This is a genomic window from Kushneria sinocarnis, from assembly GCF_003633775.1.
GTDB lineage: Bacteria > Pseudomonadota > Gammaproteobacteria > Pseudomonadales > Halomonadaceae > Kushneria > Kushneria sinocarnis.
Genome location: NZ_RBIN01000003.1, coordinates 36,747 through 49,807, shown reverse-complemented (window position 1 = coordinate 49,807; position 13,061 = coordinate 36,747). Strand labels below are relative to the sequence as shown.

Annotated in this window: 13 protein-coding genes; all 13 read right to left on the bottom strand. The window is 58.7% G+C overall.

What is annotated here, in order from left to right; genetic code table 11:
* Positions 1-16: 16 nt before the first annotated feature.
* The 13 genes from C7446_RS05010 to cysQ all read right to left on the bottom strand — a co-directional run bounded on the left by C7446_RS05010 (position 17) and on the right by cysQ (position 13,053).
* Positions 17-2,311: a methyl-accepting chemotaxis protein gene (locus tag C7446_RS05010; RefSeq protein WP_121171931.1), complete on the bottom strand. Its 2,295-nt coding sequence runs from the start codon at positions 2,309-2,311 to the stop codon at positions 17-19.
* Between the two features lie 219 nt (positions 2,312-2,530).
* A complete protein-coding gene (cheW, locus tag C7446_RS05005) occupies positions 2,531-3,019 on the bottom strand; it encodes a chemotaxis protein CheW (RefSeq protein ID WP_121172339.1) in 489 nt (162 codons plus the stop codon).
* Positions 3,019-5,133, bottom strand: a complete 2,115-nt coding sequence (cheA, locus tag C7446_RS05000) for a chemotaxis protein CheA (protein ID WP_170150006.1) — start codon at positions 5,131-5,133, stop codon at positions 3,019-3,021. The genes cheW and cheA overlap by 1 nt, the downstream gene beginning before the upstream one ends.
* Positions 5,134-5,198: 65 nt before the next feature.
* Complete coding sequence (gene motB, locus C7446_RS04995; RefSeq protein ID WP_121171929.1) at positions 5,199-6,134, bottom strand: flagellar motor protein MotB; 936 nt, start codon at positions 6,132-6,134, stop codon at positions 5,199-5,201.
* Between the two features lie 6 nt (positions 6,135-6,140).
* The gene (gene motA / locus C7446_RS04990) at positions 6,141-7,016 is read right to left on the bottom strand and encodes a flagellar motor stator protein MotA (RefSeq protein WP_121171927.1); all 876 of its coding nucleotides are present in this window, start codon (positions 7,014-7,016) and stop codon (positions 6,141-6,143) included.
* Between the two features lie 133 nt (positions 7,017-7,149).
* Complete coding sequence (gene flhC, locus C7446_RS04985; RefSeq protein WP_121171925.1) at positions 7,150-7,719, bottom strand: flagellar transcriptional regulator FlhC; 570 nt, start codon at positions 7,717-7,719, stop codon at positions 7,150-7,152.
* Positions 7,709-8,077 carry a flagellar transcriptional regulator FlhD gene (gene flhD / locus C7446_RS04980; protein WP_121171924.1) on the bottom strand — a complete coding sequence of 123 codons (369 nt, stop codon included), beginning with the start codon at positions 8,075-8,077 and terminating at the stop codon, positions 7,709-7,711. The genes flhC and flhD overlap by 11 nt, the downstream gene beginning before the upstream one ends.
* Before the next feature lie 517 nt (positions 8,078-8,594).
* On the bottom strand, positions 8,595-8,927 hold the full coding sequence (locus tag C7446_RS04975; RefSeq protein ID WP_121171923.1) for an EscU/YscU/HrcU family type III secretion system export apparatus switch protein: 333 nt from the start codon (positions 8,925-8,927) through the stop codon (positions 8,595-8,597).
* On the bottom strand, positions 8,927-9,913 hold the full coding sequence (gene fliK, locus C7446_RS04970; RefSeq protein ID WP_121171921.1) for a flagellar hook-length control protein FliK: 987 nt from the start codon (positions 9,911-9,913) through the stop codon (positions 8,927-8,929). The genes C7446_RS04975 and fliK overlap by 1 nt, the downstream gene beginning before the upstream one ends.
* A gap of 9 nt (positions 9,914-9,922) precedes the next feature.
* Complete coding sequence (gene fliT, locus C7446_RS04965) at positions 9,923-10,285, bottom strand: flagellar protein FliT (RefSeq protein ID WP_170150005.1); 363 nt, start codon at positions 10,283-10,285, stop codon at positions 9,923-9,925.
* Position 10,286: 1 nt separating this feature from the next.
* On the bottom strand, positions 10,287-10,703 hold the full coding sequence (gene fliS, locus C7446_RS04960) for a flagellar export chaperone FliS (protein ID WP_121171916.1): 417 nt from the start codon (positions 10,701-10,703) through the stop codon (positions 10,287-10,289).
* A 17-nt stretch (positions 10,704-10,720) separates the two neighbouring features.
* Positions 10,721-12,079, bottom strand: coding sequence for a flagellar filament capping protein FliD (gene fliD, locus C7446_RS04955; RefSeq protein ID WP_121171914.1), 1,359 nt, complete (start codon positions 12,077-12,079; stop codon positions 10,721-10,723).
* A 122-nt stretch (positions 12,080-12,201) separates the two neighbouring features.
* A complete protein-coding gene (cysQ, locus tag C7446_RS04950) occupies positions 12,202-13,053 on the bottom strand; it encodes a 3'(2'),5'-bisphosphate nucleotidase CysQ (protein ID WP_245977698.1) in 852 nt (283 codons plus the stop codon).
* Between the last annotated feature and the right edge of the window lie 8 nt (positions 13,054-13,061).

The window sequence follows — 13,061 nt, the reverse complement described above, 5'->3', positions numbered from 1 at the left end:
AAGCCGGACCCTCTTCTCAGAAGGTCTCCCATTCATCCTCGGCGACCGTACCGGCAGCCCCATGCTGTACATTACGGGTCATCACGCCTTCCGACCGATTCCGCTGTTCCCGGGCGACCGAATTGTTGCCCCCTGTCGCAGGATTGCCAGCATGCTTTTCCTGCGACTGCCCGCTTTCCGATGCCGACCGCTTACCGGTCTCCTTCGCAGGCCGGGCTGACCCTGCGGCAGTCGATTCAGGCGAACGCGCCTGGCGGTATCCGGATGACGATCCGGTTATCGGCGCGTGCGACACATTCTTGATGCGGAAAATCGAAATCGCGCTGCGAAGACCTTCTGCCTGCTGACTCAACGCATTGGCCGAGGCCGCGGACTGCTCGACCAGAGCGGCATTCTGCTGGGTCATCTGATCCATGCGATTCACCGCTTCGGTGACCTGCTCGATGCCACTGCGCTGTTCCACGGCAGCATGGGAAACTTCTCCCATCAGCGTGCTGACCCGATGGATCGAGGCCACGATTTCGTCCATGGTCTGGCGTGTCTGCGCTACCAGTGCGCTACCGGCCTCGACGCGCTCGCTGGAAGTCGTGATCAGGGACTTGATCTCGCGGGCGGCCTCGGCGCTGCGACCAGCCAGAGCCCGCACTTCGCCGGCCACCACGGCAAAGCCGCGTCCCTGCTCTCCGGCGCGAGCCGCTTCGACCGAGGCATTGAGCGCGAGAATATTGGTCTGGAAGGCAATATCATCGATCATGCCGACAATATTGGTGATGCGTGTCGAAGCCTCGCTGATCTCCTCCATGGTGGAGACCACGTGGCCGACCTGCTGGCCGCCTCGCTCGGCAACGCCTGACGCCTCACCGGCCAGCCGGGATGCATCGGCAGCACTCTCCGAGCCCTGGGCCACGGTGGAATTGAGCTCCTCCATGCTGCTGGCGGTCTGCTCGAGCGCGGCTGCCTGCTCCTCCGTCCTGCGCGACAGATCGGCATTGCCACTGGCGATGTCCGCCGTAGCCGGGGTGACCACCTCGACGCCCTGTTTCACATCCTCGACGATACTGATCAGGCTGCGCCGCATGGCATTCAGGGCATTCATCATGCGACCGAACTCATCCTGGCGACTCGTATCGAGCTCGGCGCTCAGATTGCCGGCTGCGATCTGGCGCGACAGATCCAGCGTTGCCCGTAACGGCTGCACGATGCCACGGGTCACCAGCAGCCCGCCGATCAGCAATATCAGCAGCACGCCACCGGCCAGCCCGACCATGCCCCACAGGGCCAGCTGATAGCTTTCGTCGGCGCGCTGTTGCGTGGTCATTGCAGTCTGCCGGGCTTCCTCCACCAGATCGTTGACCAGGCCGTGAAGCTGTTCGATCCGGGGCTGGGTGCGGGTACGCCACTGCGAAATGGCGGCGAAATAGCTGCCCTTTTCCATGCTGGCAAGCATCGTGGGGATATCACTGGTCAGGAACTGATTCAGCAGGGCATCCATCTGCCGGCGACTCTCCGATCCCGCCTCGACCCCGTGCTCGAGATAGCGCTGCCACAGCGCGCGCATATCCGCGCCTGCATCAGTCAGATCAGACTCGAGCGCTTCGACATCGGCACCATTGGCCTTGCCCATGGCGTCATTGATGAGATTGCCGTACCGGCTCAGGCGCTGATCGATCGACTGCAGACGTCCGGTCTGGGCCAGACCGCGCTCGGCGATCTGCTGACCGGCTTCATACATGCTGTGCAGGGCGAAGCCGCCGGCCAGGGTCAGACCGGTCATGCCCAGCGCCGCCACGGCGATCAGCAGTGCCAGCCGACGCCCTACCGTCAGCCGGGTCAGACGCGCGAGGCGCGCCTTCGGTGCGTGCGAGTGAATGACGCCCCTGACCAGGTGAGCACGCGGTTTCTGACCCGCGCGCATGCGGGCATAGACCGTTTCGGCCAGCTGTTTATCCCGGTCATCCGGCCGCATCCGGACCGAGGCGTAACCCGCGATGCGACCGGCTTCGAAGATGGGTGTCACCGTGGCGTGAACCCAGTAGTGATCGCCGTTCTTGCGGCGATTCTTGACCAGCCCGGTCCAGGTGTGGCCATCGCGGATGGTTTTCCAGAAATCGGCAAAGGCCTCGGGCGGCATATCGGGATGACGCACCATGTTATGAGGCGATCCCATCAGCTCCTGCCAGTCAAAACCGCTGACAGCCACGAAATCCGGATTGGCAAACACGATGTTGCCTTCCGGATCCGTCTGGGAGATCAGATACTGGTGCTCTTCAAGTTCATATTCCTGCTGCGTGACAGGGTGGTTGTGTCGCATGGCTTGTTCCCGATTTCCGGCTTCGGACAGGCACCCTGGTGGTGCTCTGGAATCAGCCCCATGCACTATCCACCAGCAGGGGCCTCTACCGCTTTAACGTCACCGGCAACCTGTCACTTGAAGCACTCCGGCGAATCGGGCCCCGGTCACACAACAAAACGCCGGCCCAGGAGGGCCGGCGCTGAAGCGAAAATGATGCCGGGGGGTGATCGTGGCGCTTCAGACCACCTCGTCCACCAGCGCCATCTCCTCGCTGCTCATCAGTTTTTCGATATCCACCAGAATCAGCATGCGCTCCTCGACACTGCCCAGACCGGTCAGGTACTGGGTGGAGAGCGAGGACCCGAATTCCGGTGCCGGCTTGATCTGCTCACTCGTCAGGGTCAGGACATCGGAGACCCCGTCTACCACGATGCCGACCACGCGATGGCCGATATTGAGAACAATCACGACGGTCTGCGCCGTGTATTCGGCACTACCGATGTCAAAGCGCAGGCGCAGATCCACGATCGGCACGATGACCCCGCGCAGATTGGTCACCCCCTTGATGAAATCGGGGGCATTGGCAATTCGGGTCACCCCTTCATAGCCGCGGATTTCCTGCACCTTCAGGATATCGATGCCGTACTCTTCGTCTCCCAGTCGAAAGACCAGAAACTCATGACCTTCGTTATCGACCTTCTGCAGGTCGCGTGCAGCGGCGTCCATCATGCCGTTTCTCCCCTGTTGACGTTGGCCTGCAGACGCGCTTTCTCACGATCGCGCGTGGTTCTCGACAGAGCCGGAATATCCAGAATCAGGGCGACGCTGCCGTCACCCAGTATGGTGGCCGCGGAGACTCCGTTGACCTTGCGGTAGTTGGTCTCCAGATTCTTGACCACGACCTGGTGCTGACCGATCAACTGATCGACCAGTAACCCGAAATGACGCCCTTCGCTCTGAACGATGATCACGATGCCTCGTGTCACGTCCTGTTCGGCGCCCGGAATATCGAACACCCGGTGCAGTTCGACCAGCGGCAGATATTCGCCCCGCACAAACAGCAGCCGCTCGCTGCCGGTGACGGTATTGATGTGCTCCTCGCTGACCTGCATGGACTCCATGATCGCGCTCAGCGGCAGAATGTAGATTTCATCGCCGACCCGCACCGACATGCCGTCCAGAATGGCCAGTGTCAGTGGCAGCACGATCCGGATACTGGTGCCCTGACCGGGGTTGGAGACAATATCGACATGACCGCCCATCTGCTGAATGTTGCGCTTGACCACATCCATGCCCACGCCGCGGCCTGATACATCGGTGACCTGATCGGCCGTCGAAAAGCCGGGCGCGAAGATCAGCTGCCAGACCTCGTCGTCGCTCATGCTCTCCGATACCGAAAGACCGCTCTGGGCAGCCTTGGCCAGGATGCGGTCGCGGCTCAGGCCGGCCCCATCGTCGCTGATCTCGATCAGGATATTGCCGCCCTGATGCTGGGCCGCCAGCGTCAGCCTGCCGGCTGTCGGCTTGCCGGCCGCGGCACGCTTCTCGGGAGACTCGATGCCGTGGTCAAGGCTGTTGCGCACCAGGTGCGTCAGCGGATCGATGATGCGCTCGATCAGGCTCTTGTCGAGCTCGGTCGACTTGCCGACCGTTTCCAGCTCGACCTCCTTGCCCAGCTTGGCAGCCAGATCCCGTACCAGTCGCGGAAAGCGGCTGAAGACGTAATCCATCGGCATCATGCGCACCGACATGACAGCCTCCTGCAGATCGCGGGCATTGCGCTGCAGCTGGTTCATGCCGCTCATCAGCTTGCCATGCACCACCGGATCCAGTTCGCCGGCGCCCTGCTCGAGCATCGACTGGGTAATCACCAGTTCGCCGACCAGATTGATGATCTGATCGATCTTTTCGATCGAGACCCGCAGCGAGCTCGATTCACTGGCACCGGCCCGTGGCGCCGGACGAGGCTTCTCGCCTCCCTTGGCATCAGCACCCCTGGTGCCACCTTCCGCGGCTCCGGTATCCGGCCGGGCTGCGTTTGCCCCTGCCGGCTCGGCGGAAGACGCCGCGGCTGCCGATGCGGCAACCTCTTCACTCTGCACGGCTGGTGCCAATTCACTGTCAGCGGCGGCATCAGCCTGAATCGGCTGAATCTCGATCTGGTCCTCATTGAGCACGAAGCCCAGCACGGCACGTACATCATCGCCGCTGTTCTGAGTGGCCAGCATGACCCTCAGCGTCTCGCCGTCACGCTTCTGCTCACTGATTTCGCCGAACAGCGCCAGCTCTTCGAGCAGGGCATCGGCCGATTCGGCCGGCACCTTGTGCAGGATCAGCTGCAGGCCTTCGGGCTGACCGGGCTCGCTCTCGCTCCCACCCTGCGGCGCCTCGGCAGCGTGAGCGGACACCTCGCCGTTGTCTGCCGCTGCAGCGACCGCCGCCTGCTCGCTCCCTTCCTCGGCCAGCGTCTTGAGCACCTGGCAGATTCGTGCGAATGCTTCGGCATCCGGCTCGGTCTGTTGACGGTAAGCCTCCAGCTGGTCGCTCAGCATATCCTTGGTTTCCAGAAAGATGTCGATCGTCGCCCGGTCCAGTTGCAGATCACCGTGTCGCGCCCGGTCGAGAAGGTTCTCGAGCAGGTGCGTGGTCTCCTGCAATACGGTAAAGCCGAAGGTACCGGCGCCCCCCTTGATGGAATGCGCTGCCCGAAAGATGGCGTGCAGCTGTTCGGTATCGGGCTCATCCGGATCCAGTGCCAGCAGCTGCTGCTCCATCTCTGCGAGCAGCTCCGCGGCCTCTTCAAAAAAGGTCTGATAGAACTCGGTAATATCAATGCTCATGGTTACCTGCCTTTTACGGCCTCTGCCGAAACGAGGTACGAACAGTTACCCCATTCCAGTCGTGGTCAGGGGGCTGCCGGCGTGTCGGAGGACTCTTCAGCCGATACCGGTCTGTCATCCAGCATGTCTTCCAGGGTCGAAGGTGCATCGCTGGCGTTGATGCGTGCCGGAACTCCCGGCGAAGCGTTCTGCTGCTCGAGCTGCTGCTGAGCCTGCTGATTGAGCACCAGAATACTGATCCGACGATTGATCGGAGCGTCCGGATGAGGGTCGAGATTCATCGTGTCGGCCATCCCGATCACTCGCAGCAACTTCTTGCCATCCAGTCCGCCGGCAATCAGCGCCCGCCGGGAAGCATTGGCACGATCACTCGACAGCTCCCAGTTGCTGTAGCCACTCTCTCCCGAGGCATAGGGCAGATCGTCGGTGTGACCGGCCAGCGTAATGCCGTTGGGCAGTTCATTGAGCAGCGGAGCAATATGCTCCAGAGCCTCGCGCATGTAGGGCTGGATTCTGGCGCTGCCCAGTTCGAACATCGGTCGCTTCCGGCTGTCGATGATCTGGATACGCAGCCCCTCGGGCGTCAGCTCCAGCTTGAGCTGTGAGCGCAAGGCCTGAAGTGCCGGGTCCTCGCGAATCAGATTTTCAAGCCGTGCCTTGAGTCGACGCAGCGAGCGATCAGACTGATAGTTGGCCGGTTGCAGAACCGTCCTGGCCACTTCACCATCCGAATGGATGACATCATCACCCCCACCCGGGATGGCACTGTCGCTTGCCGTATTTCTATCACCACCGGCAAGCGCCACCTTGAGTGGTGTACGAAAATATTCGCTGACGTGCTCGAGTTCGCTCTTGCTGGTACCGGAAAGCAGCCACATCACCAGAAAGAAGGCCATCATGGCGGTCATGAAATCCGCATAGGCGATCTTCCAGCTGCCATGGGAACCGTGCTCTTCGACCTTTTTGCGACGAACGACGATAGGGCGTCGGTGCTGGCTCATGGCGCTTTACCTGCCACCTGCAGGCTGGGAACGTACCGACCGGACATGCTCTTCCAGCTCGTTAAAGCTCGGACGCTCGCTGGAGAACAGGGCCTTGCGACCGAACTCGACGGAAATCGGCGGGGCATAGCCGTTCAGATTGGCCAGCAGGGTCACCTTGATGCACTGCAGCATCTTTTCCACTTCGGCCACCTGATGCTTGATACGTGACGAAAGCGGGGTCACGAAGCCATAGGCCAGCAGAATGCCGAGGAAGGTGCCGACCATGGCATTCGCAATCAGCGGCCCCAGCTGCTCGGGGGCCAGATCAGGCGCGCCCAGGGCGTGCACGACCCCCATCACGGCAGCCACGATACCGAAGGCCGGCAGACCATCGCCCACCGAGCTCAGGGTGTGAACCGGAATTTCGGCCTCATGCTTGAAGGTTTCGATCTCGTGATCCATGAGCGCCTCGATTTCAAAGGCATCCATGTTGCCGCTGATCATCAGGCGCAGATAGTCGGTCAGAAACTCCATCAGCAGCGGATCGGAGCGCAGCATGGGATATTCGGCAAAGAGCGGGCTTTCTTCGGGATTATCGATATCCCGTTCGAGCGCCATCATGCCTTCCGAACGCCCCTTCGCCAGCAGCTGATACAGCAGTCCCATCAGGTTCATGAACATGGTCTTGTTGTATTTGCCGGATTGGCGCAGGCGCGGAAAGACCTTGATGGTCGCCTTGATGCCCTTGCCGTTATTGGCGGCTACAAAGGCACCGATTGCCGCGCCGACAATAATGATGATTTCGGCCGGCTGCCAGAGTACGCCCAGATGCCCACCGACAGTCAGATAACCACCCAGAACCGAACCGATAACCGCAATATAACCAATCAAGATGAGCACGAGAGGAGCCCCTAGCTGATGCCTTCATGCCCCTATCATCGGCATGACGGGACGGGGCTTGAGGGTAGGTTCGACAAAGATTGAGCAGGGAAGGACAAGGCTGAAGACGCTACTCGACCGGGGAACACCGTCTTCAGCTGGAGGCAGAACCACTCTGGACACGACGCAGCTTTTCACGCTCTGCCGCACGACGTGTCTTGCCGGCCCTGGAGGGCGGCTGACAGATACCACAGACAAAATCGTGGTCCAGACTATGGGCATGAGCGACAAAATGGCCACCACATCGCTGACAGGTGGAAAGCTGCATCATGTCGCTTTCAAAGAACCGGATCAGGGTCCAGGCACGCGTAAGGCCGAGCACCGGTTCGCCCTCTTCGAGCATGGAAACCTGCTCGAGATAAAGCCGATAGGCCTTGATGATCCCCTCCATTCGCTCGCAACCACCCTGCTCGAGCAGGTAGCGGTAGATATTGTAAAAAAGCGATGAATGGATATTGGGTAGCCAGGTAATGAACCAGTCGGTCGAAAAAGGCAGCATCCCCTTGGGCGGAGAAGCGCCACGAATCTCCTTGTAGAGCCTGATCAGCCGGCCCCGGGAAATATCGGTTTCGGTTTCCAGCACCTGAAGCCGAGCGCCGAGTTCGATCAGTTCGATGGCCAGCTGGATCTGATGCAACTCACTGACAACGCTCTTATCCGCCACTTCGCTGTCCCCCGGCCATCAGGCGAACCGGCTGGTTGTCATCTTCATTTTCGACCTGCTGGCCGGCCAGCAGAATGGCGGCATGTGTACGCTGCAGATCCTGATCGCGTGAGCTGCCGGTCAGTGTGGCCAGCATATCGGGGTCGGTCAGGGAAAAATGACAGAGCAGCTGGTTGGTATTGGCCAGTCTGGCCAGTTCGGAAATGGGCAGCGCTCCAAGAGCATCCGCCATCTGCTCACTGAGCTTCAGCCTGAACATCGCCAGCGCCCTGTCTTCGTTGATCAAGCGCTGCACCAGTAGCAGATAGGACAGATTCACGTTCCGGATATCTTCCAACAGGTTATCGTTACTGGTCATGCCTGCGTTTCCCCATTCGAGTTATATCATGTTTGAGTCGGAAATCAGCCGGAGCGTCACTTTCACCCCCTGCTACCGGCTACCGGGATCGTTGACCATCTGGCTGACTGTAATCCCGATTCCATCATTGAAACCCATTACAACTGTTCAGTTACCTTGCGTTACGAGTACATCATGACACTCATACTTTACGCTTACAAACCTTTTTGCAAAAGCCAAACTGAATTTATTTCCAGCCTGGCAGATGTGCTGGTAGGCAAAATGGCATATTTTTCATGCAGAACTGGTCGGGGAAAGCGCAATGGATAAAAATAGCCCTTCAATTACAAAAGGTTATTCATTAACTCTTGCTCGGAAAAAAGCTTCTCAGGGGGAGTTCCAATGAGTTTCATTCATACAGAAAGTGTATGAGACTCGTTCGTGAATACTTAAGGAAGGAGTAAGAAAGGTACAAGGCATGGCTTGCCAACAAACCAGACCCGTTCAGCCATCAAGGCATCAAGTCGGTAATCGGAAATCATCCGACAGGTCCAGAATGGCCATGCTCAGGGCTGTCATTCTTCTGGTCCATCTCGTAAACCCAGGCCAGCAACTCGGCGATGGCCAGGTAAAGCGCTGCAGGTATCCGCTCATCCAGATCAAGCGGCATCAATAGCTGCACCAGCTCACGCGACTGATGAACATAGAGACCGTGTGCGTTTGCCTGTTCGATAATACGTTCTGCAGTGAGCCCATAACCCTTTGCTACGACGCGTGGTGCTGCATCCTGATCCGAATAGGCGATGGCGACTGCCGAACGACGCGACTCTTCACCAGCCGAGGTATCGCGACTGTCATCATTGCCAGCCATCAGTGATCCTCTCCTCTGGTAAAGGAGGGCAGTGTCGTCGAAAAGCCGGCATCCGTCAGGCGCTGCTGGAGTGACTCGCCCCCCTCTTCCAGACGCTGAGCCGTATCGGAAGACAGATTGATGCCTCTGACCTGAAGATGCTGTCCGGTCAGCGTGAGGCGGAACTCGATCGGGCCCAGAACGGGCATTTCAAGGTAAAGCCGCGTCGACCAGGAGGATGGACTCTCATCGCCCCTCCCCTGCTGCTGCTCTTCGATCTCCCACTGCATGGGCACATCCGGCCAGACTTCACCATTCCACCGAAAGATGCCGCTGGCCATCAGCTCCAGCTGCTGGCGTAAAAGTGACTGAGCGTCATGATGAACGATCGTGCCGGCAGTGCCGGCAGCCGAGGTCGCTGAGCGGTTGAGCGACTCCTCCTGGCCATTTCCTGCCTTAGGCGAGTCCTTCGACATTGCCATCAGAGCGCTCTGTGGCTCATGCTGCAAGCCTTGTCGATCAAGGCGTCCTTGCGTCCACCGGGCCAGATGCGCCTCATAGAAAAGGCCACTCAAGGCTACTTCACGTCCCAGCGCATGAGCCAGCAGGCCGATGGTCGGTAATCGAGCGTCCGAAATCAGGGGGGCCGCCCCCTGAACCATGGGTTCTCTGGTCGGAAAGCGCGCCAGTATGGCAGCAATGGTCCGGGCTTCCGGACTGAAATGCTGACGCGTGGAGGCATTAACACCCTGCTCGGCGGCCCGGAATTCCTGCACGCCGGACTGTAGCTCCTGTACGGCCGGGCGTTGGCGCTGAACCGGAGATTGCCCATTGGCGGGGGTCTGATGCTCTTCCGGAGTATCCGAAGTGGCGTGTCTGGGTGGCGGTGTATAGGTCACGGCCCCGAGTGGCTGCTGCATCGGTCTGGCAGCCACCCGGTCCAGATCGGCGCGACGACCGAGCACCTGATGCAGCAGTGTATCCAGCAGTGGAGAAATGACGCTCACGGCCTGATCCTATGATCGCAGGCGATCAATACTGGCGTAGGTATTTTCGAGCCGGCGGCGACTGCCGGCATCGCTCATCAGCTTGCCAAGCTCCTGCTGACGCGCATCCAGCAGCTGCTGAATGGTATGACTGTTGGCGAGCAACTGCTGCAGAATCTCTCTGCACTCATTTTCCGACTCGCTCGACACTTCCTTTATCACCCCGGCGCCCGACTCTTCCAGCCTGCGTATATGCTGAATGCTCCGGACGTAATCATCCTCGAGCTGGATAAGCCTCTCCCATTGCTGGGCATGAGCGCTCTCCAGCATCTCCCGGTTGAGGCTCAAGGCGTCACGAAAGGCTTCCAGCAGGCTGTTGCAAGGCGTTTGCATATCAGGCCCGGATCGGTGACGCGGAAGGTGGAGCACCTTCACCAATGGATTTCCACGCATCGCCGATATCCGTCAGCAAATGAGCGACTTCATCCATGCGATCAGTATCCCCATGGATATTCGCCCTGATCAGCTGTCGAACCATATAGTCATACAGCGATGACAGCCGCTCAGCCAGCTCTCCACCCTTCTCCGGGTCAAGGCCGCCCTTGAGGCCTTCATCAATGATCCGGATGGCTTTCGAAAGCGCCTGGCCACGAGCGGCAATATCATTCTGCGACTGAGCCCAGCGTGCCTTGCGCAAGGCAGCCTGCGCGCCATCGAAAAGCAGCACGATGAGCTGATGGGGCGACGCACTCATGACGCCGGTTTCAACACCTACCGAAGCGTAGGCCTGGGCACCCTGTCTTGTATACATGATTGCTCTACCCCGTATTAGCTTTCCGAGCTACCGCTCATCGCTGCAAACTGCTGACTTAGATAATTGCTGGTCGAATTGATGGAAGCCATGGTGCGGTCCAGTTCATTGAACTGTTTTCTATACAACTCGATAGTAGAATCGATACTTTCCTGCATATCGGCTCGACGCTCTTTAAGACTATCAATAGTACTCTGAAGACCGTCGGTAGCACTGGCAATCAGCCCATTGTCATTAAGCATTCGATCCATCGAGTTATTCAACACGCCTGCAAGACCTGAATCACCCGCAAGCAGCTTGCTGACATCATCTGGCTTGCTCAGAGCCTTATCCAGTTTATCGTCATCAATTGACAGCTTGCCGTCCTTGTCAAAGGACACACCAATCTGCGAGAGATACTGATAACTCCCTTCATTGTCATTCTGCCCGGTGACCAATCCACGCAGACGATTTTCCAGCGTACGGACAGTGGAATTGCCAGTTAGTACTCCACTCTGGTTGGTCTCTGCCGAATAAGCAGTCAGGGTATCGATCTTGGAAGCCAGGGTATTGTAACTACTGACAAAATCTTCCACGGCACCACGCATGGCATCGGTATCATTGCCAACGGTTACCTTGCTGGCACCGATGTCATCGAGCGTCAGCGTAACGCCCTGAATGGCTTCTTCGACTGTATTGGTTTGGCTGGTAATCGCTAGACCGTTGACGCTGAACTCGGCATTTTGTGCAGCAACCGTGGTATCCATGTTGGCAAAGAGCCCATCGAGCGCAGTGGCAGTAACATCAGCGCCAGTACCATCGGTCATCCCAAGAGTCATGGCCGATTCGGTACCGGTTGTATTGGAAGAAAGCACCAGTCGATAGGGCTTCTCGCTGCCATCGTTGATAATGCTTGCCGTGATACCGGCATCAGAGTCATTGATGGCATCCCGGATGCCAGCCAGCGTATTATTGCTTTCATCCAGGTTGATTTCGGTGGATTGATCACCCACCGTTATTTTCAGGGTGCCACTACCAAGAGCCACATCGGTCGCCGCCTGCCCCTGAGCCGCCTGTGTCTCAGCCTGGGCCAGCTGGGAAACCTCGATATTGTAGTTCCCTGCCACTGCCGTGCTGTTCGCGGAAGCCACAACAGACTCGCTGCTGCTATCAGCCGCACGAGATCTGAACAGGTCCGGAGATTGCAAGGCACTGGTCGCATCCTTGAGGCTGCTCACAGCGCTATTGATCTGTCCCATGGCCGACAGCCTGGAATTATAGCTGCTGAGCTTGCTGGTAATCGGCTGCAGCCGCTGGTTTTCGGCCTCGCTCAGACTATCCAGCAGTGAGGACAGGTCAAGATTCGACCCGATCCCCAATGAGGTAATGCTTGGCATGCTCCAGACTCCCGTTCACTTGAGCCGCCCCATGATAGGGGCGAATGACAACATCGTTGTCCCGGTTATCGGCAGTGAACGGGGGTTATTTATCCCTTCGATGACTTTTTATCTGCGCAGGGTCACCTCAGGCCGACAAAGGCTTCGACATCATCCGTGACCGCCGCCGCTGCAAAATAGGGATTGAGCAGGCCATCCCGCGTGTTGTAGCGCAACCGTTCTCCGATCTCGCCCTGCTCATTCATTTCTCGAACGCTACCGCCTGCTTCTTCCAGCACCAGCTGCGCGGCGGCAGTGTCCCATTCGCTGGTTGGGCCAAGCCGGGGGTAGAAATCAGCACGTCCTTCGGCAATCAGACAGAATTTCAGTGAGCTGCCGATACCCTGCCATTCGCTGGCTCTGAGCCGCTCGACCAGCGCTTCAGTACTGGCCCCCTTGTGAGACCGGCTGCCGACCACCCTCAGCTGTGCTTCTGGATCGGCAGGAGCGCACTGCAGGCGCCGGGTTTCCCCTTGCATTTCCATGAAGGCCCCCTGGCCCGCGCTGCCATACCAGCAGATGCCGCTTGCAGGCGCCAGGATGATGCCCATGACAGGTACATGGTCCTGAATCAGGGCAATATTGACCGTGAATTCATCGCTGCGCCGGATGAACTCCTTGGTCCCATCCAGCGGATCCACGAGCCAGTAGGTTGACCACTGCCCGCGCTGCTCGATCTCTGCTGCCGAGGACTCTTCGGACAGGATGGGCCACTGAGGAGTCAACCGCAGCAATGCATCCCGGATAACCCCATGAGCGGCCATGTCCGCTTCGGTCAGAGGGCTGTGATCTTCCTTTTCCTCGACATCAAAATCCCGCTCGCGCACGGTCATGATGGCCTGACCCGCTCGTTTGGCGATTTCAATCACTGAATCCAGCGAAACTTGTGCTGTCATTGATACTTTTCCTCTCAGGTCTTTTCCGGTAGATGACAATCATTTTA

Excerpts from the sequence above, each read along its gene's own strand:
- C7446_RS05010 (WP_121171931.1), bottom strand. The coding sequence starts at position 2,311 with ATGCGACACAACCACCCTGTCACGCAGCAGGAATATGAACTTGAAGAG.
- cheW (WP_121172339.1), bottom strand. The coding sequence starts at position 3,019 with ATGGACGCCGCTGCACGCGACCTGCAGAAGGTCGATAACGAAGGTCAT.
- cheA (WP_170150006.1), bottom strand. The coding sequence starts at position 5,133 with ATGAGCATTGATATTACCGAGTTCTATCAGACCTTTTTTGAAGAGGCC.
- motB (WP_121171929.1), bottom strand. The coding sequence starts at position 6,134 with ATGAGCCAGCACCGACGCCCTATCGTCGTTCGTCGCAAAAAGGTCGAA.
- flhD (WP_121171924.1), bottom strand. The coding sequence starts at position 8,077 with ATGACCAGTAACGATAACCTGTTGGAAGATATCCGGAACGTGAATCTG.
- C7446_RS04975 (WP_121171923.1), bottom strand. The coding sequence starts at position 8,927 with ATGGCTGGCAATGATGACAGTCGCGATACCTCGGCTGGTGAAGAGTCG.
- fliT (WP_170150005.1), bottom strand. The coding sequence starts at position 10,285 with ATGCAAACGCCTTGCAACAGCCTGCTGGAAGCCTTTCGTGACGCCTTG.
- fliS (WP_121171916.1), bottom strand. The coding sequence starts at position 10,703 with ATGTATACAAGACAGGGTGCCCAGGCCTACGCTTCGGTAGGTGTTGAA.
- fliD (WP_121171914.1), bottom strand. The coding sequence starts at position 12,079 with ATGCCAAGCATTACCTCATTGGGGATCGGGTCGAATCTTGACCTGTCC.